The sequence below is a fragment of the Bacillus sp. ISL-39 genome (genome assembly GCF_018613295.1).
Classification (GTDB): Bacteria; Bacillota; Bacilli; order Bacillales; family Cytobacillaceae; genus Mesobacillus.
Map to the genome: position 1 here is coordinate 61,668 of NZ_JAGGQM010000011.1, position 17,805 is coordinate 79,472.

Below are 17,805 nucleotides of genomic sequence, written 5' to 3' on the forward strand. Positions count from 1 at the left end.
GATATTAATCCAGCGGGTATGCATCGAGAATTGCACCTGTTGCTGCGTCGGCGATGAATTCATATTGTTCCACCCTGCCGTCGACATTGCGGGAAATACCACCTTTATATACCTGGTAATCAACAGGTGGTTTTGAATATGGTTCAGCCGTCATATTGATCCATGAGCCGCTGATTGGCCCTGATTTCTTAAATGCTGCCTTCGCATGATTCAGTACTTTATCAGCTGATACGGTTTCTTTTTGTGACGCAAGTTCCTTTACGGCATACGCACCGGCCAGTCCGGCGCCAACGCCAATGAAAAAGGCTTTCCAGTTCATAGTCAAGGACCTCCAAGGTTATATATGGAATTTCAAGTTACCTTCATCATAACAAATCAAACATACGGAGCAAAGAAATAATGCCCGCAAAAAACACGTATGGGACGATTTAGACTGGCAAGCATAATGAATGTTCTGTAAAATGGAATGTATAAATACATAATCTTTAGTAAATCTAAATTTATCGTGAGAAGGAGAAGTTATATGAACGAGCAAACATTGAGTCTGTTTAAGACATTGACAGAACTTCCTGGAGCACCAGGCAACGAGCATGCAGTCCGCAAATTCATGCGCGAGCAATTGGAGCAGTATTCGGATGAACTGATCCAGGATAAACTGGGCAGTGTTTTCGGCGTTAAAAAAGGTGATACGAACGGCCCGAAAATCATGGTTGCCGGACATATGGATGAAGTTGGATTCATGGTCACATCGATCACGAAAAACGGGATGATCCGATTCCAGACCCTTGGCGGCTGGTGGAGCCAGGTACTGCTAGCACAGCGCGTCCAGATCATCACGAAAAATGGACCGGTAACAGGCGTAATTGGCTCGATTCCTCCTCATCTGCTGGATGAGTCGAAGCGCAACAAGCCGATGGAAATCAAGAACATGCTGATTGATATCGGTGCAGACGATAAAGAAGATGCCATCAACATCGGCATCAAACCAGGTCAGCAAATCGTACCGATCTGTCCGTTCACTCCAATGGCAAACGACAAGAAGATTCTTGCTAAAGCTTGGGATAATCGCTATGGCTGCGGCCTGGCTATTGAGCTGTTAAAGGAAACAAAGGACATTCAGCTGCCGAACACGCTTTACTCAGGTGCTACGGTCCAGGAAGAGGTCGGCTTAAGAGGCGCGCAGACTGCTGCGAATATGATCGACCCGGACATCTTCTTCGCATTGGATGCAAGCCCGGCTAATGATATGTCAGGTGATAAGAATGAGTTCGGCCAGCTTGGCAAGGGAACTCTGTTAAGAATCCTTGACCGCTCAATGGTCACGCACAGAGGCATGAGAGAGTTCATCCTTGATATGGCTGAAACTCATGATATTCCTTACCAGTACTTCGTGTCCCAGGGCGGAACGGATGCAGGAAGAGTGCATACTTCCAATCAGGGGATTCCGAGTGCCGTAATCGGCATCTGCTCACGCTACATCCATACCGCAGCATCTATGATCCATGTCGATGACTATGCGGCTGCAAAAGAACTTCTAGTCAAGCTTGTAAAAGCAGCAGATAAAACAACTGTGGAAACAATCAAGAATAATAGCTAATAAAAAGGAAATGAAGGGGGCAGGTAAAAACTGCTCCTTTTTCATGCAAGAAAGGTGGCATAAATTATGCGAGTTGCTATTGGTTCAAAGAATCCGGCTAAAATAAACGCGGTTAAGGGCGCGTTCATGGAGGGTCCATACGAAATCGTTTCTGTTGATGCTGAATCAGGTGTGAGCGAGCAGCCGATGTCTGACGAGGAAACCATCAAAGGGGCAGTCAACAGGGCCATACAGGCGGCCGAAAGAGCTGAAGCTGATATCGGGATTGGACTGGAAGGCGGCGTCCAGCAGACTCCATTTGGACTGATGCTATGCAACTGGGGGGCTTTGGCTGTAAAAGGAATGGAGCCAATCATTGCCGGCGGCGCAAGGATTCCGCTTCCCGAAGAGATTGCCGGGCTGTTATTGAAGGGTGCTGAACTAGGCCCAGTGATGGACGAATATGCAAAAAAACAAAACGTCCGCAAAAACGAAGGAGCAGTCGGGATTTTCACGAATGGACAAATCAACAGAAGTGAAATGTTCACACATGTCATGAAACTGCTTGCCGGACAATATGAATATCAAATAGGGCAAGATAAAAAGACAGTCTAAAAGGCTGTTTTTTTCTTTACTCCTTCTTTCAATTCATTCAGACTCTTGGGAAAAAGCATTTATCCATATTGGTGTCCTGAAAAGCTGATTAGGTCAAATATATAAAATTCATTTGGTGAAGATTGTTGCCAGAGAGAGATCCTAATAAAAGGAAGAAGAAACCCCTAATAACTTCCGGGCTAGCAACTAAAGGTTTATTCCGCAATCGCCTGTAAACTAATATTTCTCGACAAATTTCTGAAAAATACCATAAATTTCACCAAAAAGTGTAAACGAAGCCTTGTCACCCATCATTTAAGAAAGGTATGATAGAAAAGAAGTGGATAAGTCCTTAGCAAGGGGGAAGAAAGTATGATAAAGTTCAGAAGGGCATTTGGGCTTGTTGTAGCAGGGGTATTTCTGCTGAGCGCCTGTTCTGCCTCATTTTCCGAACAAAAGGCTGACATAAAAGAGGAAGTAGCGGCCACCTTCGAAAGCCAACCTGAAAAAACAAACAATAGTACAAAAGACATAGATTATTATTTGCCGACCAGTGTCAAGGTAGATAAAGAAACACCTAATAATGTACTGCTCAAAGATGGAGAAAAAACATATATCCTTTTTTACAACCAGCATGAACTTGAAGATAGTAAAGTCGTCTATGATTCTACTGTGAAGCAGCAGAAGGAATGGGATGCTAATGAGACCTTCAGTAAGGATGGGAAATTTGGCTATTTACTTGTTAAAAAGCTGAAAGAAAACCATTATCAGCTGATTGTCGGGATTGGCGGCGTCAAATTGACTACCGAAACTGAGAACGTAAAAGAAGACGCAGAAGCGATGATGCAAATTGCCAACTCGGTTAAAATGAACTGACGCCATTCAATTTGATGGCGTTTTTTTTTAATTGGGCACTTCCGGAATTGTTGCTTTTCGTACCGATCCTGCACCCTCATTTTGTGAAAGCAACAATGTTTGCGAAAAGAGCCTGTATTTAGAGTGCAGATTAATGCAGCCAGCGGATTGTCTGGCTTCAGCTTTTGCCAAAAAAGCTTAAATCAGATTAGTTTCTTTTTTAAACATGCATGGGTAAAATAAGGGAAGTACAATGAGATTTTTCCGGGAGGATATGTTATGAAAAACTTGGAATCAATGGAACAGTTTGAAGCGTTGAAAAACGATGGCAAGCATATATTTTTATTTACAGCGGGCTGGTGCCCGGATTGCCGTGTAATCGAGCCAGTGTTGCCTGAAATTGAAAGCAAATACAGCGATTACGAATTTGTTTCGGTCGATCGTGATGATTTTATCGATCTTTGCATCCAGCTGGATGTTTTCGGCATTCCTAGCTTCGTCGCTTTTGAAAATGGCAAAGAGCTTGGCCGTTTTGTCAGCAAGAACAGAAAGACACAGACTGAAATCGAAAATTTCATTGAAGGTCTTGCTTAAATCTTTCCCTCCATCTTTTGAGGTGGAGGGAAATTTCATGTAAAATGAGTTGCAGAAACTCCTGAAGAAATGGAGGGTAGTACTATGGATAGCAGAAAAATGCGTAAAGAGCTGGAGAATCGTCTTCAACATCCCGATCGGACTTTTTCCTATGACAGGGAAAAGGATCAGTTGAGAATTGAAAATAAAACGACTGGACGCGGCATCACCATTGCCTTGCCTGGGATTGTCGCCAAGTGGCAGGATCAGAAGGAAAAAGCGATTGATGAGGTGGTCTATTATGTAACGGAAGGCCTCAATGCCATGGAAAGCCAGCTCGAACTGTCAGGAAAGGAAAAGAATATTTTTCCTGTCATCCGTTCGACGTCCTTCCCATCTGAAGCCGAGGAAGGGGTTCCCTTTCTTTATGATGATCATACCGCCGAAACAAGGATCTATTATGCTTTGGATTTAGGCACAACATACAGGCTGATTGATTCGAAGCTTTTGAAAAAAGAAGGATGGTCAGCGGGTCAGGTCCGCGAGACCGCTTTGTTCAATGTCCGTTCCCTCTCCGTAAAAATAAAAGAGGATCGTGTGGCCGAGAACACCTTTTATTTCCTCAATACGAATGACGGTTATGATGCGAGCAGGATTTTGAATACGAGCTTTTTGAATGAAATGAAGAAAAGGATGAAGGGAACCATGACTGTGGCGGTTCCCCATCAAGATGTCTTAATTATCGCCGATGTGGAAAATAACACAGGCTATGATATTTTGGCCCAGATGACAATGAGCTTTTTTGCGAGTGGAAGAGTGCCAATCACTGCTCTGAGTTTCCTGTATGAAGATGGAGAACTTGAACCAATCTTTATTTTAGGAAAAACAAAAAAGGACTAGTAAGGAAAGAAGCGAAAGCCCGGAATTATCGGGCTTTTTTCCATTGTCTAGTTCCAGCGCCTAGCCAGTTTTCATCCCTGAGAGTGTTTCCTCGAGTATCTTGCGAGAAGCGTTAGCTTTGAGCAGCTCGAGTCGCTTGTCTAGCTGCGGCTCCTAACTCCTCGAGACGTTTGTCTAGTGTCGCCTCCTAGAAACTCCGAAACTTCAACTCCGCCGGAAGGGTCGGAGTCTCCAGTTTCTGCGTTTCTGGACAGTCGGCTATACTTTCCGGTTTCAGTCCGCCCAATGAAGTCAAAGAACGACTTCACCGGTCGGCCCTCCGAGGCACACGATGTGCTAGACCCGCCAGCCACAGGATAAGAAATACTTCGAAGCGATGCATCGCACGACCGAAAGCGTTAGCTTTTGGGAGGACGTGGCGTTATAGGCGGGCAGCGCTTGTCGGGGCTGACCAAGGTGCTTGCACTTTCCTTTATGTACATCCGGTGCCATGTTTTGTAAATAACTGAGCCTAAAGTTGATTGTTCCAGAAGATTTCTTCTCGTAAAAAATGCTCATTCTTTCAATTTATCTCGAAAAATATGGATTTACTGTTAAAATAATAATGAAATGCGAAAGAAAGAGTGATTTAAATTGAGTTGGATTAAAAAGATTTTTACCAAGTTCCAAAACGATAACGATGATGAATTTACTGGTATGGATCAGGATCAGCCTGTCTCAAAGCCATTAAAAAGTGAGAAGAGTGAAAAAAGGGATATAGAAGCAAAAGTATTATATCAATATCCAAAAGGTCAGTTTCGTTTCCCGCTGATCCCGGATGAGAACCCAGCCCCTGAAAAAACAAAGCCGAGAAAGGGGCGGCAGGAAAGGGCCAGCCAAATTGATGAAATAAAGCCTTTCATTAAAGAGCACGGTTCGTTGAGGATGAATGAACGTCAATCTGAAAGTGATTCTTTTCACGATCCGCACCAGGATTCCGTCGTGGATGCTCGAAGCACTTTCAGACGTGAACCTAAGAGGAAACCAAATGAAGCATCCAGGCCAAAAAAACCCGAGGAACCTGCAACGAAGTTCCATTATGAAACACGGAAGGACAGCGGACCTAAATTCCGGCAGCCATTCAGGCCAACAGAAATACCGTCACCGATTTATGCGTTTAACAGGCCTCCTAGTAAAAGGCAGACCCAAACAAATCTTGAGGATGTTGAATTTGAACTGACTGGTTTTGAGAGGAGTCAAGCGGGCCTGGTTGAACAATCCAGTCAAACCGATACAAACAGGATGCCGCAAGCACCTGCTGTAGAGGCATTTCCTGATTCAACAAAAGTTCATAATGAGGAACTGACACAAGAAATATACATAGAAGATGATCTTGCTGAAACCCAGGATTTTGAGGTCACTGAAATCGAGGAACGAGTAGAACAGTGGGACCTGGAATCTGAGGCAATTGATATCATTCTCGATAATGAGCCTGAGTTTAGTCATGCAGATCCGCAAATTGAAACGCTGACTGAGGCCGGAAATGAGCTTGTGGTCAAAGAGCCACAAGCATTACGCTATGAACCTGATCAGGAAAAGATAGAATTGATTGATTCGAACCAAGTACCGGAAGAGATAGAAGTGATTGATTCCCACCTTGACCTGACAGAGACCGTCTATCAAGAAAGTCATGTAGAATCAGCAGAGGCCGGTTCTCAGCAAAGCCAGGAAGAAACAAAAGAGACCAGTCTTGTGCCTATTCCTGAAGTATCAGGACAGACCGGCTTACAACATAGTCTAGGAGATTCGGAAGAAACTGACTCCCTACAAAGCCAGGAAGAATCTGAAACCGGATATCAACAAAGCGTGGAAGAGTCAGAAACAATCGGATATCAACAGATCGAGGAAGAGTCAGAAACAATCGGCTATCAGCAAAGCGAGAAAGAGTCAGAAACAATCGGCTATCAGCAAAGCGAGGAAGAGTCAGAAACAACAGACTATCAACCGAAAGCTGAAGATAATTATGGCCAGCCTGTCACTGTTCATAGTGAACAAATCACGGAGACTGTAGATACTAATGAGGAATCAGATGCTGAACCGAGTCATGATGCTGAACCAAAAATAGAGAATAAGCCTTCAGAACACAAAAGGCAGCTTCCATTTAATGTTCTTATGCTTAAGCAGGACAAGAGGAAGTGGGAAGCGCGCAACACGTCTAAATATCCCTCTTTTATGACTGAAGAAAGAAAGACTGGTGGTTCGGAAAAGTCCGAGTCGAAGGAAATTCATACCGATTTTGAAGGATCCTCGTCTGCTCAGAAAAACAAAGCGGCCGAAGAAGAGCTGTCCACGGATCGCCTTCCAGATGTTCATCCAGTACAGGAGAAGGAGCAATCAGCTGGCGAGCATGAAATTTTAACAGTTGTTGAGACTCAAAAACAGCAAGAAGCATTAACTATTATAGCTGGTTCTGAAGAGGATGGAACAAAGGCGGTCACTTTATCAGGAGTTAATCTTGAAGAAGCTCCATCGACATTAAGTGAAGAAAAGTCACAAGCCGAGCCCGCTGCAGCATATTCCTCTTCTATACAAGTGAACGGCCAGTCCGAGCGAGGGGGAATCGGATCACCTGAACATGAATCCACCCTGCAGCACGATGTCCATCCAGCAGCGGTATACGATTTCCCGCCGCTGGAATTGTTGAGCCCTCCTGTGTTCAAAGCACCTGATCCTGAATGGCTTTCAGAACAGGAACAAATGCTCAACGATACCCTGAGGAATTTTAATGTAGGTGCGAGAGTAGTCAATGTGACACAGGGGCCATCTGTTACCCGTTTTGAGGTACAGCCAGAACCTGGTGTTAAAGTCAATAAAATTACCAATCTATCAGATGACATAAAACTAAGCCTTGCTGCGAAGGATATTCGAATCGAGGCTCCAATACCAGGAAAGCACACAATCGGCATTGAAGTGCCGAACCACTCGAGCAGGCCCGTATTATTAAGTGAAATTTTACAGTCAGCAGGTTTTATGGATCTTGAATCACCATTATCGGTGGCTCTGGGTCTTGATATCGCCGGAAATCCAATTGTGACTGATCTGAAAAAGATGCCTCACGGATTGATTGCTGGTGCCACTGGATCGGGGAAGAGTGTCTGCATCAATACGATGCTGGTGAGCCTGCTTTATAAAGCACATCCAGATGAGGTGAAGCTGCTGCTGATTGACCCGAAAATGGTTGAATTGGCACCTTATAACCGCATTCCGCACCTTGTCAGCCCGGTCATCACAGATGTAAAGGCAGCGACAGCCTCGCTCAAGTGGGCAGTAGAGGAAATGGAGCGCCGATATGAGTTGTTCGCTCATACTGGTGTCCGGGATATTGGAAGGTTCAATGAGCTTGCCGAGAAACACCGCAGGTTTTCTGAAAAGCTACCATATATCGTCATTGTGATCGATGAGCTGGCAGATCTGATGATGATGGCACCGGGGGATGTTGAGGAGGCTATTTGCCGGATTGCGCAAAAGGCCCGTGCCTGCGGAATCCATTTGATAATCGCGACGCAGCGTCCTTCTGTGGATGTTATTACAGGCTTGATTAAAGCAAATGTTCCTACAAGAATTGCCTTCTCTGTTTCCTCGCAAGTGGATTCCAGGACAATCATTGATATCAGTGGAGCGGAGAAGCTGCTGGGCCGCGGGGATATGCTGTTCCTGGAAAATGGATCATCAAAGCCATTCCGTCTGCAGGGAACCTACGTGACAGACAATGAGATTGATGACATCGTTGCATTTGTCAGGGAGCAGAGGAATCCACAATATTTGTTTGAACAGGAGGAACTTCTCAAGAAGGCTCAGGTGACGGAAGACGAAGACGAGCTTTTCTATGAAGCCTGTGAATTTGTCATCGATCAGGGCGGCGCTTCCACATCAAGCGTCCAGCGCCGTTTTAAAATCGGCTATAACCGTGCGGCCCGACTTATTGAAATGATGGAGCAGCATGGGTTCATTTCTGAGGGAAAGGGCAGCAAGCCAAGGGATGTCCTGATTACTGCCGCTGACCTTGAGGCCTTCCAGGAAACTAGTGCATTCAATTAATAAGTGGTATTCTTTATCTGCATGTAATTATAATAAGGATAAATGCCTATAGACGTTGGGTTGTTATTGAAGGAGCTTTTTGGATGAAAGAAATAGAATTGAAAATGCAGGGGAAAATCCGCCGCCTGACCAATCATACATTTAAATTTGATGAAAGGATCCGGGACGGCTGGTTTTCAGCTGTGTATTTCCTTAAGACTCGGGAGCTCGTAAAGAAATACCAAGAAGACAATATCATCACCATGCAGTTTTTCCAGAAGGACGAAGCTGTTTTGTGTGGTACGGATGAAGTGATCGCCCTGGTAAAAACATTTGCGGACCACCCTGAGGAACTGGAGATCCATTCACTTAAGGATGGGGATAAAATCTCTCCGTTTGAAACGGTCTTGACCATTACAGGTCCTTACCAGAGTTTTGGTTATCTTGAGGGAATTATCGATGGCATCCTGGCGAGAAGAACTTCTGTCTCGACGAATGTTTACAATGTTGTGAAGGCAGCGAGTTATTCAGGTAAGCAAAAGCCGGTCATTTTCATGGGAGACCGTGATGACCATTATACAACACAGGCTGGTGATGGTTATGCTGCCTATATTGGAGGCGCCACGGCCCAGGCCACCCATGCGATGAATGAATGGTGGGGAAAGCATGGTATTGGAACGATGCCGCATGCATTGATCCAAATGTTCAACGGAGATATCGTCGCAGCAACCCGGGCTTACCACGAAACCTTTCCGAATGATGATTTGATCGCTCTTGTTGATTATAATAATGATGCGATTACTGACTCTTTGAAGGTCGCAAGAGAATTTGGGGAAAAGCTGAAGGGTGTCAGGGTAGATACTTCCCGAACACTAATCGACCAGTACTTCCTGCGCAATCAGCACTTGCTGGGAACATTCGACCCACGCGGAGTGAACGCTGAATTGATTTTCGCATTAAGAAAAGCACTTGATGATGAAGGCTTTGACCATGTTAAAATTGTTGTCAGCGGAGGCTTCAGCGAAAAAAGGATACTGGAGTTTGAAAAGCATGATGTGCCCGTCGATATGTATGGCGTAGGCGGCAGCCTGTTAAAATTGCAAATAGGTTTTACTGGCGACAATGTCATGTTGAATGGAAAGCATCAGGCAAAGTCAGGCAGAAGGTTCAGGCCGAATCCCCGTCTTGAAAGAGTCGAATTTTAACAAGTTTGAAAGCAACTAACTAAGGGAATATGTACTTTTATTCATGATGGCATTTTTAACAGAGAGAATCATTGGGCAGGCACTGCCTTTTGGATATGGGTTTTGGCGAAAAAGCCAATCCTCTTGGAAGCGGTCCTAATGAAACTGTGTTATTTACCGTAATGATGTTATAATGATTCAATACATGAAAGACAGACACATCCGTCTTGCATTTTGCACTGTGTGATACAGTGTACAGGCGAAATGAGCAAATCGGGATATCTGTCATATACTGTGTTACATACAGACGTTGTTGGAGGTTCTTTATATGACTATTTACCATTTTGTAGGTATAAAGGGGTCTGGAATGAGTGCGTTAGCTCAAGTTCTCCATGATATGGATTATCAGGTACAGGGCTCCGATTATGATAAGCACTTTTTTACCCAGGTAGCCCTTGAGAAATCTGGAATAAAGATCCTTCCGTTTAATAAGGAAAATATACAGCCTGGAATGACGGTTATCGCCGGTAATGCCTATCCGGATACTCACGAGGAGATTCAGGAGGCAATGGAGCTTGGCCTTCCAATCATCAGATATCACCGATTCCTTGGTGATTTCATGCAAAACTTTACAAGTGTTGCGATTACAGGGGCTCATGGAAAAACTTCGACTACGGGATTGCTGGCGCACGTGATGAGAGGTGCAAAACCTACATCATTCCTGATCGGTGATGGCACTGGTAAGGGTGACAAGGATGCTCAATACTTTGTGTTTGAAGCTTGTGAGTATCGCCGTCATTTCCTTTCCTATTTCCCGGATTACGCCATCATGACGAATATCGACTTTGACCACCCGGATTACTTTGCCAATATCGAGGATGTCTTCTCTGCATTCCAGGAGATGTCATGGCAAGTCAAAAAGGGTATTTTCGCATGTGGTGACGATGAGCAGCTGCAAAAAATCCAGGCCAAGGTACCTGTCGTATTTTATGGTTTTGGCGAGGAAAATGACTTCCAGGCTCGCAATATCGTCAAGTCCACTGAGGGCACGACGTTCGATGTTTTTGTCCGAAATAATTTCTATGAAACGTTTTCGATCCCGGCCTATGGTGACCATAATGTCCTGAACTCGCTGGCTGTCATCGCTTTATGCCATTACGAAAATATCGAATCCAAAGTGATCCAGGCCCAGCTTGAGACATTCGAAGGCGTGAAAAGGAGATTTTCCGAAAAGAAAATTGCAGACCAGGTAATTATTGATGACTACGCACATCATCCTACAGAAATCAAAGTAACAATTGAAGCTGCAAAGCAGAAGTACCCTGATCGTGAAATCGTCGCGGTTTTCCAGCCGCACACCTTTACAAGGACCCAAGCCTTCCTGAATGAATTTGCAGAAAGCTTGAATAAAGCGGATAAGGTGTATTTATGCGAAATCTTTGGTTCAGCCCGTGAAAATCATGGGAAGCTATCGATTACTGATCTAAAAGAAAAAATCGACGACGCGGAAATCATCGCTGAGGACGATACCTCGCTTCTGAAAGAGCATAGCAAAGGCGTCATCCTGTTCATGGGCGCTGGTGATATTCAGAAGTTCCAGGAAGCATATGAGAAACAATTACAGGAATAAATAAAAAGGATGCGGCCAATTGGTCCGCATCCTTTTCGTATTTTATGCCCTTGAGTTCTATCGTTATTTTAAATTCTCAGGGTTCAAGCCTTCGAGCTCAGGGATGACAAATCGTCCATCTTTACGAATCAGAACGTCATCGAAATAAATCTCGCCGCCGCCATATTCTGGGCGCTGGATGTTGACCATATCCCAGTGAATATTCGAATGGTTGCCATTGAATGCATTGTCATAGCACTGTCCAGGTGTGAAATGGAAGCTTCCGTCGATTTTTTCATCGAACAGGATATCCTGCATTGGATGGAGGATATATGGATTCACGCCAATCGCAAATTCTCCGACATAACGAGCTCCTTCATCTGTGTCAAAAATCTTGTTGATGCGCTCTGAATCATTTGCAGATGCTTCAACGATTTTTCCATCCTTAAAAGTCAGCTTAACATTTTCGAAAGTGAATCCCTGGTAAGGTGACGGCGTATTGTAGGTGATCACGCCATTGACTGAATCACGAACAGGAGCAGTATAAACTTCGCCATCAGGTATATTCAGCTCACCCGCACATTTTACAGCAGGGATATCTTTGATGGAGAAGGTCAAGTCGGTTCCGTCTCCGGTGATTCGTACCTTATCTGTACGGTTCATCAAGTCTGCCAGGCTGTCCATTGCCTTATCCATTTTTCCGTAATCGAGGTTACAGACGTCGAAGTAGAAATCTTCGAAGGCTTCAGTACTCATCTTCGCCAGCTGTGCCATAGCCGAGTTAGGGTAACGAAGAACAACCCATCTCGTTTTTGGAACGCGAATGTCCCTATGAACTTTCTTGCCAACCGTATTGCCATGAATCTTCATTTTGTCTGCTGGAACATCAGCATGTTCATTGATGTTATCTCCAGAACGAAGGCCGATGTATGCATCCATTTTACTCATCACATTAGCTTCAAACTCAGCAATCATGTCGAATTGCTCCTGCTGGGCACCCATGAGCAATGAACGATCCACCTGGTGGTCCTTCAATGATACAAATGGATAACCTCCAGCTTCGTATGCTTCTTTCACGAGAGCCGTAACAAGCTCCCGCTGAAGCCCGAAGTTCTCAATCAGGACTTTTTCCCCTTTTTGAAGCTTGACCGAATAATTGATCAGGTTCTTTGCCAGTTTTTGAATACGAGGGTCTTTCACCGAAATCACTCCTATGTATAAAAATAAAACACATAATCATATTGTAACCGAAACGCAGAACTTTGTGCTCATTCTATGGAATGCTGGATTTTTAAATTGCAGAAAGATATTCTTAATCAGGAAGGAAAAGGGTATGCTTTTATTGAAATACATATTAGACAAGGTGGTTTATGTCGTATTCTGCGGGGTAAAATGTACATATGCTAACGGAGGTGTTCAACAGTGGAAATTATTTTGTATCTAAGTGTTGCTGTTATAGCAATCGCGTTTTTGGTTTTGGTAGTCTCTTTATCCAAGACACTTAAATCATTACAATCAACTTTAGACAGTGTATCAGGCACACTTGATGGCCTGGAGAAGCAGTTGGATGGAGTGACTCGTGAAACGACGGAGCTTCTGCACAAAACAAACAATTTGGCAGACGATATTTCCAGAAAGTCTGAGAGCTTGAACGGTGTTGTTAATGCTGTGAGGGATGTAGGAAATTCTGTTCAGAGATTCAATCAATCTATTCACAATGTTCAGTCCATGGTTGATCTTCAGATTGACAAGAATAAGGACAAGATTTCACAGGTTGTTCAGTGGAGTAATGTATTCCTTGAACTGAAGGACAAGTGGCAATCAAAAAAAACAGCCAAGATTGACCATCAGCTTGAGAGCGAAGAGATGGTAACGAAGCAGCGTGAACGTGTTCGGTATTAATGAAAGGTGGAGATAGAATGAACAGGGAACAAAGCCAGTATGATGTAAACGGATCAATGAGGGAGACAGACAGCAATTCCAGAGATTTTGTGACTGGAGCTATTGTTGGGGGGCTTGCCGGGGCACTGGCGGCACTATTGCTTGCTCCTAAATCAGGAAAAGAGTTAAGAGGCTCTCTAAATGAGCAAACTTCTTCCCTGAAGAACAAGAGTGCTGATCTTGCAACTGCAGCGAAGGAGAAGGCAAGCGGCTTGAAAGAAACGGTTTCGCAGCAGTCTTCAACCATTGTGAACAAGGTGAAGGATATGAAGAACAAGGGCGAAGATCCATCACAGAATACAGATGGCGACGAGGGAGAACTTCAAGAAGTGCCTACTTCAATGGCAGAGACAAGCTCAATGGAAAACACGCATACTGCCACTGGAGAAGAAATCCAAAAGAAGCTTGAAGAAACACAAAAAGCTTTCGATGATACAGAAAACAAGCTGAATCAGTAAAATTGTCAATGAAACGGTGAAGTGGTAAGATAACTTCACCGTTTTATTTTTTATAAAAAGCCTTTTCGCAGAAATTGCGACAATGGTATCGTAAAAAGCTAATAAAAGGAGAGAGTAGGATGAAAAAGCTTGATTCAATTGAACAATTTGACAAACTTGTCGATTCTGGAGAAACATTCTTCATGCTGAAGCACAGCACGACTTGCCCGATTAGCGCGGCTGGTTACGATGAATTCGCGAAGTTCGAAAACAATGGCAGCGATAACTTATATTATCTGACAGTCCAGGAATCTCGTGATCTGTCCAACCATATAGCTGAGAAATTTCATGTTAAACATGAATCACCGCAAGCTATCCTATTTGTGAATTCAGATGTTGCCTGGCATGCTTCCCATTTTAAAATTACTGCGAAATCATTGGCTGGCGCTAAAGAAGAAAATACAAAGTAAAAAACATCCGTGCTGGATGTTTTTTTACTTTGCTGCTATAGGGGTCTCAAAGGTTATTTTCAGCTCATCACCAGGTGCCAGACGATCGTCAAACGCCGCTTTTTTCCCATTTTTTAATAAGGTGAATCCTCGGCTGTCCTTTGGGATTTCAAACTGTATAAAGTTGAATAAATCCTGGAAGATGAAGTGCTGCACATCCTTTTGCTTAGTGGTTAAAAGGTCTCCGCTATGTATGCGTTCGTCCATTCCCAGTTTATTTTCCCCGCGGAAGAATTCGATTAATTCCTGCTTGAGCTGGACCTGTTGGCCGTTGAAAAAAATCGGCATGGATTCAGAAGCAGGGAGCCCCAATTTTTCTACTAGTCTTCCCAGGGAAGGTTCCTTCCCTTTTTCAAAACGGATATCATCTAGATGGTCAATTTTAGTTTGTAATTTTGCTTCCAGTCCATTAACATACATTTTTCCCATGAACTCTGTGACCTTGTGCTCGATTCCGTCAATCTTTATCAAAAATGGGCGAGTGTCATTAAGCAATTCTGCAAGGTTAAGTTCCTTCAGTATACTTTCGATCGTATCTGGCATTTCAAAAATGATCTCATCCCTGTCCTCAACTGGGTTGGACATCGATGCGGGGAGATTATTGCAGGTCATCTTCGCGCTGACTTCATACCTTTGGCCATTCATTATAACTATCTTGGATGGGAGCTCGCCGATTAAGTCGCCAAGACTCAATTCTGGTCTGACTCCATCCTCTCCCTTTTGGATAATGAGTTGATCTCCTCCATCCACTTGATCATCGAACGAGCAGGAAATCCCATTTTTCAGTAACACAGGCTGCTGCCCATGCTTACCTGGTATCGTCACATTTTTGCCGTTCAGGCTGACAATCATGGCGAGGCCCGGCCTGCCGTAAAGCTTATTCATCTTTATCCCGGCAGCCAGCAGACAGTCGCCCACTGTCAATTTGTTCACTTCGAAAAGCCTTACCGGCTGTCCATTCACATAAACAGTATGATATTGGACAGGAGATTGCTTGGCAGCAATGGCGATTCCAATTGGTGTGACAAGTTCTGGACCTTTCGTAATATGTGCTGCAAAGGAAACAGAGTTGATGGCATCGAGACCACGGATGGCAACCCTGTTTTCCGGGAGGTTTAAAATAGCGGCGAGCCTTCTGGGTAAATCGGGCGTAAGACTTCCACCGCCAACAAGCATGACTGCTTTTGGCGATTTATTGCCATTCAACTTCAGGATTTCCTCCCCGATCGTTCCTGCCAAACGGTCAATCGCAGGACCAATTCGTTCAACGGCTTCATCCTTGCTGACCTCTGTTTCAAAGCCAAGTATGTCTGTGATCGAGATTGCTTGATTTACAAGCAAGTCCCGCTTTGCTTTTTCAGCAAGAGGGAAATCAAGCAGAAATTCATCACTAACAGCTTCCGTAATTTCATCTCCTGCCACTGGGACCATTCCATAGGCAATTACTGTCCCTGAGTCAGTGAGCGCGATGTCGGAAGTCCCTGCGCCTATATCAACAAGAGCGACATTCAATCTCCTCATTGAGGCAGGAATCAGCACGTTGATCGCGGCAATCGGTTCCAAAGTAAGTGCGTCCATTTTCAAGTCCTGCCCTGTCCAGTGCAGCAAGCAAAGATTCAACGACAACTTTTGGCAGGAAGGTTGCAATGATTTCCACAGAGGCTTCATTTCCCCGCTGGTCAATCAGGCTGCCGATTCCTTCTCCATCAAGCTGGTAATAAAGAACGGAGTATCCGACACAATAATAGTGATGCTCATTGTTTTTTTCACCAGCAACAGCTGCTTGTGCCTGTTGGACTGCACTTAATTCAAGGTGGAGGATATCCTGCTTTGAAAACATCGGCTTGCCGGAAATATCAATTGCCGCTTTTGATTGTTCTGTTTTCAGCGCGCGGCCAGCTGCAGCGACACAGACCTTGGTCAAGGGGCCATGTGAAACTTCCAGTGCTTCTTTAATTTCAGTGATGATTTCGGAAACTGACAGGACATCATGGATTTGGCCGTCCAGCATCGACCTATCCTTGTGTTCCCGGATCATGATGTCGACCGCTTCATAATGACCATCCGTTTCCTCCAGGATTATTCCTACTACAGACCTGGTTCCTATATCTAGCGCAAACAATTTATTATTTACATGCACACCATGCACCCTCTAACTTAAGTTCTCATACGATGCTTTATCACTTAAAAGCGTTTAATTATTAAAGAATTTTGCGTGACAATCCAAATTATTTCAGATATAATTACCATTATCACATTATACAGCTTGATCCATAGTACTTTAACTGCGTTGTTGCACCACGGGCTCCTATACTAATATCGGCTTTATCATGTCATTGCTTTAGGCTGGGAGCCGCAGAAACCTGATTTTATACTTCCTGGTGCAGTAAAGAGATCAGGTTATACACAGCAGCAGTTAAAGAATTTGGTGCCTCTTTGTTTGAAAAGTCTTGGTGTCAGGGCTAAAATGTATTCCGAAAGGACGGGACAGAAAATGAGTAAAAATCTTGACCAGCTAAGAAATCGTGTGGATGAATTGAATTTAGAGCTTCTATCATTAATTAATGAAAGAGCCCTGCTCGTCCAGGAAATTGGCCGTGCAAAGGAAACTCAGGGTGTGTACCGTTATGACCCTGTGCGTGAGAGGGAAATGCTTGATTTGATCAAAGAGCAAAATAACGGCCCTTTTGAAAACTCCACAATTGAACATATTTTCAAAGAAGTTTTCAAGGCAGGACTGGAGCTTCAATCTGATGATCACCGCAAAGCACTTCTCGTTTCCAGGAAGAAAAAGCCGGAGGATACCATCATTGATATTAAGGGTTTAAAAATCGGTGATGGAACACCAGACTTTGTTTTTGGTCCTTGTTCAGTTGAATCATATGAACAAGTGGCAACCGTTGCTGAAGCAGTCAAAGCGAAAGGCTTTAAAATGCTGCGCGGCGGGGCTTTCAAGCCTAGGACCTCACCTTATGACTTCCAGGGTTTAGGAGTAGAAGGTCTGAAGATCTTGAAGAGAGTCGCAGATGAATATGATCTGGCAGTCATTAGTGAAATCGTCACACCTGCGGATATCGAAATCGCTGTCGACTACCTTGATGTTATCCAAATCGGCGCACGGAATATGCAAAACTTTGAGCTTCTAAAGGCTGCAGGTGCAGTGAATAAACCTATATTACTAAAGCGTGGACTGGCCGCGACCATTGAAGAATTTATCAATGCGGCGGAATATATCATGGCACAGGGCAATGGCCAGATCATCCTGTGTGAGCGGGGGATCCGGACGTACGAAAGAGCTACAAGGAACACACTTGATATCTCAGCAGTGCCAATTTTGAAAAAAGAAACACATTTACCAGTCATGGTTGATGTTACCCACTCTACAGGCAGGAGAGACCTGCTGCTGCCGGCAGCCAAAGCTGCACTTGCAATCGGGGCAGATGGAGTAATGGCAGAAGTTCACCCAGATCCAGCAGTAGCATTATCCGACAATGCCCAGCAAATGGATCTGAAACAGTTTGATGAGTTTTTAGAAGGATTAAAATCCACTCCGTTCGTGAGAGTATAGAGT

16 protein-coding genes are annotated in these 17,805 nt (G+C 44.2%); 12 read left to right on the forward strand and 4 right to left on the reverse strand.

From position 1 onward, the window contains the following. Positions 1-4 precede the first annotated feature (4 nt). Positions 5-319, reverse strand: coding sequence for a PepSY domain-containing protein (locus tag J7E37_RS10750; RefSeq protein ID WP_214780779.1), 315 nt, complete (start codon positions 317-319; stop codon positions 5-7). Positions 320-523: 204 nt separating this feature from the next. Between J7E37_RS10750 and J7E37_RS10755 the strand changes: the two genes are divergently transcribed. The 8 genes from J7E37_RS10755 to murC all read left to right on the forward strand — a co-directional run bounded on the left by J7E37_RS10755 (position 524) and on the right by murC (position 11,368). Then, positions 524-1,597 carry a M42 family metallopeptidase gene (locus J7E37_RS10755; protein WP_214780777.1) on the forward strand — a complete coding sequence of 358 codons (1,074 nt, stop codon included), beginning with the start codon at positions 524-526 and terminating at the stop codon, positions 1,595-1,597. Positions 1,598-1,663: 66 nt separating this feature from the next. Beyond that, positions 1,664-2,191, forward strand: coding sequence for a DUF84 family protein (locus J7E37_RS10760; RefSeq protein ID WP_215023898.1), 528 nt, complete (start codon positions 1,664-1,666; stop codon positions 2,189-2,191). 351 nt (positions 2,192-2,542) lie between these two features. Next, positions 2,543-3,046 (forward strand): hypothetical protein, encoded by a 504-nt coding sequence (locus J7E37_RS10765; RefSeq protein WP_214780775.1) that lies wholly within the window; start codon positions 2,543-2,545, stop codon positions 3,044-3,046. Between the two features lie 258 nt (positions 3,047-3,304). After that, positions 3,305-3,619 (forward strand): thioredoxin family protein, encoded by a 315-nt coding sequence (locus tag J7E37_RS10770; RefSeq protein ID WP_214780774.1) that lies wholly within the window; start codon positions 3,305-3,307, stop codon positions 3,617-3,619. An 84-nt stretch (positions 3,620-3,703) separates the two neighbouring features. After that, the gene (locus tag J7E37_RS10775) at positions 3,704-4,498 is read left to right on the forward strand and encodes a DUF1444 domain-containing protein (RefSeq protein WP_214780773.1); all 795 of its coding nucleotides are present in this window, start codon (positions 3,704-3,706) and stop codon (positions 4,496-4,498) included. Between the two features lie 633 nt (positions 4,499-5,131). Continuing rightward, complete coding sequence (locus J7E37_RS22080) at positions 5,132-8,575, forward strand: DNA translocase FtsK (protein WP_251009613.1); 3,444 nt, start codon at positions 5,132-5,134, stop codon at positions 8,573-8,575. An 83-nt stretch (positions 8,576-8,658) separates the two neighbouring features. Then, positions 8,659-9,759, forward strand: coding sequence for a nicotinate phosphoribosyltransferase (locus J7E37_RS10785; protein WP_214780770.1), 1,101 nt, complete (start codon positions 8,659-8,661; stop codon positions 9,757-9,759). Positions 9,760-10,066: 307 nt separating this feature from the next. Next, a complete protein-coding gene (gene murC, locus J7E37_RS10790) occupies positions 10,067-11,368 on the forward strand; it encodes a UDP-N-acetylmuramate--L-alanine ligase (protein WP_215023900.1) in 1,302 nt (433 codons plus the stop codon). A 63-nt stretch (positions 11,369-11,431) separates the two neighbouring features. Here murC and J7E37_RS10795 read toward each other — a convergent pair whose 3' ends face one another. Continuing rightward, complete coding sequence (locus J7E37_RS10795) at positions 11,432-12,547, reverse strand: aminopeptidase (protein ID WP_214780766.1); 1,116 nt, start codon at positions 12,545-12,547, stop codon at positions 11,432-11,434. 222 nt (positions 12,548-12,769) lie between these two features. Between J7E37_RS10795 and J7E37_RS10800 the strand changes: the two genes are divergently transcribed. The 3 genes from J7E37_RS10800 to ytxJ all read left to right on the forward strand — a co-directional run bounded on the left by J7E37_RS10800 (position 12,770) and on the right by ytxJ (position 14,195). Continuing rightward, positions 12,770-13,249: a DUF948 domain-containing protein gene (locus J7E37_RS10800; RefSeq protein ID WP_215023901.1), complete on the forward strand. Its 480-nt coding sequence runs from the start codon at positions 12,770-12,772 to the stop codon at positions 13,247-13,249. 17 nt (positions 13,250-13,266) lie between these two features. Further along, positions 13,267-13,746: a YtxH domain-containing protein gene (locus tag J7E37_RS10805; RefSeq protein WP_215023902.1), complete on the forward strand. Its 480-nt coding sequence runs from the start codon at positions 13,267-13,269 to the stop codon at positions 13,744-13,746. A gap of 119 nt (positions 13,747-13,865) precedes the next feature. Then, positions 13,866-14,195 (forward strand): bacillithiol system redox-active protein YtxJ, encoded by a 330-nt coding sequence (gene ytxJ, locus J7E37_RS10810; protein WP_214780761.1) that lies wholly within the window; start codon positions 13,866-13,868, stop codon positions 14,193-14,195. Positions 14,196-14,219: 24 nt separating this feature from the next. Here ytxJ and J7E37_RS10815 read toward each other — a convergent pair whose 3' ends face one another. Further along, positions 14,220-15,812 carry a cell division FtsA domain-containing protein gene (locus tag J7E37_RS10815; protein ID WP_353050009.1) on the reverse strand — a complete coding sequence of 531 codons (1,593 nt, stop codon included), beginning with the start codon at positions 15,810-15,812 and terminating at the stop codon, positions 14,220-14,222. Continuing rightward, a complete protein-coding gene (locus J7E37_RS22485; protein WP_353050010.1) occupies positions 15,727-16,374 on the reverse strand; it encodes a cell division protein FtsA in 648 nt (215 codons plus the stop codon). The genes J7E37_RS10815 and J7E37_RS22485 overlap by 86 nt, the downstream gene beginning before the upstream one ends. A gap of 354 nt (positions 16,375-16,728) precedes the next feature. Between J7E37_RS22485 and J7E37_RS10820 the strand changes: the two genes are divergently transcribed. Further along, complete coding sequence (locus tag J7E37_RS10820) at positions 16,729-17,802, forward strand: bifunctional 3-deoxy-7-phosphoheptulonate synthase/chorismate mutase (RefSeq protein WP_214780759.1); 1,074 nt, start codon at positions 16,729-16,731, stop codon at positions 17,800-17,802. The last annotated feature ends 3 nt before the right edge of the window (positions 17,803-17,805 follow it).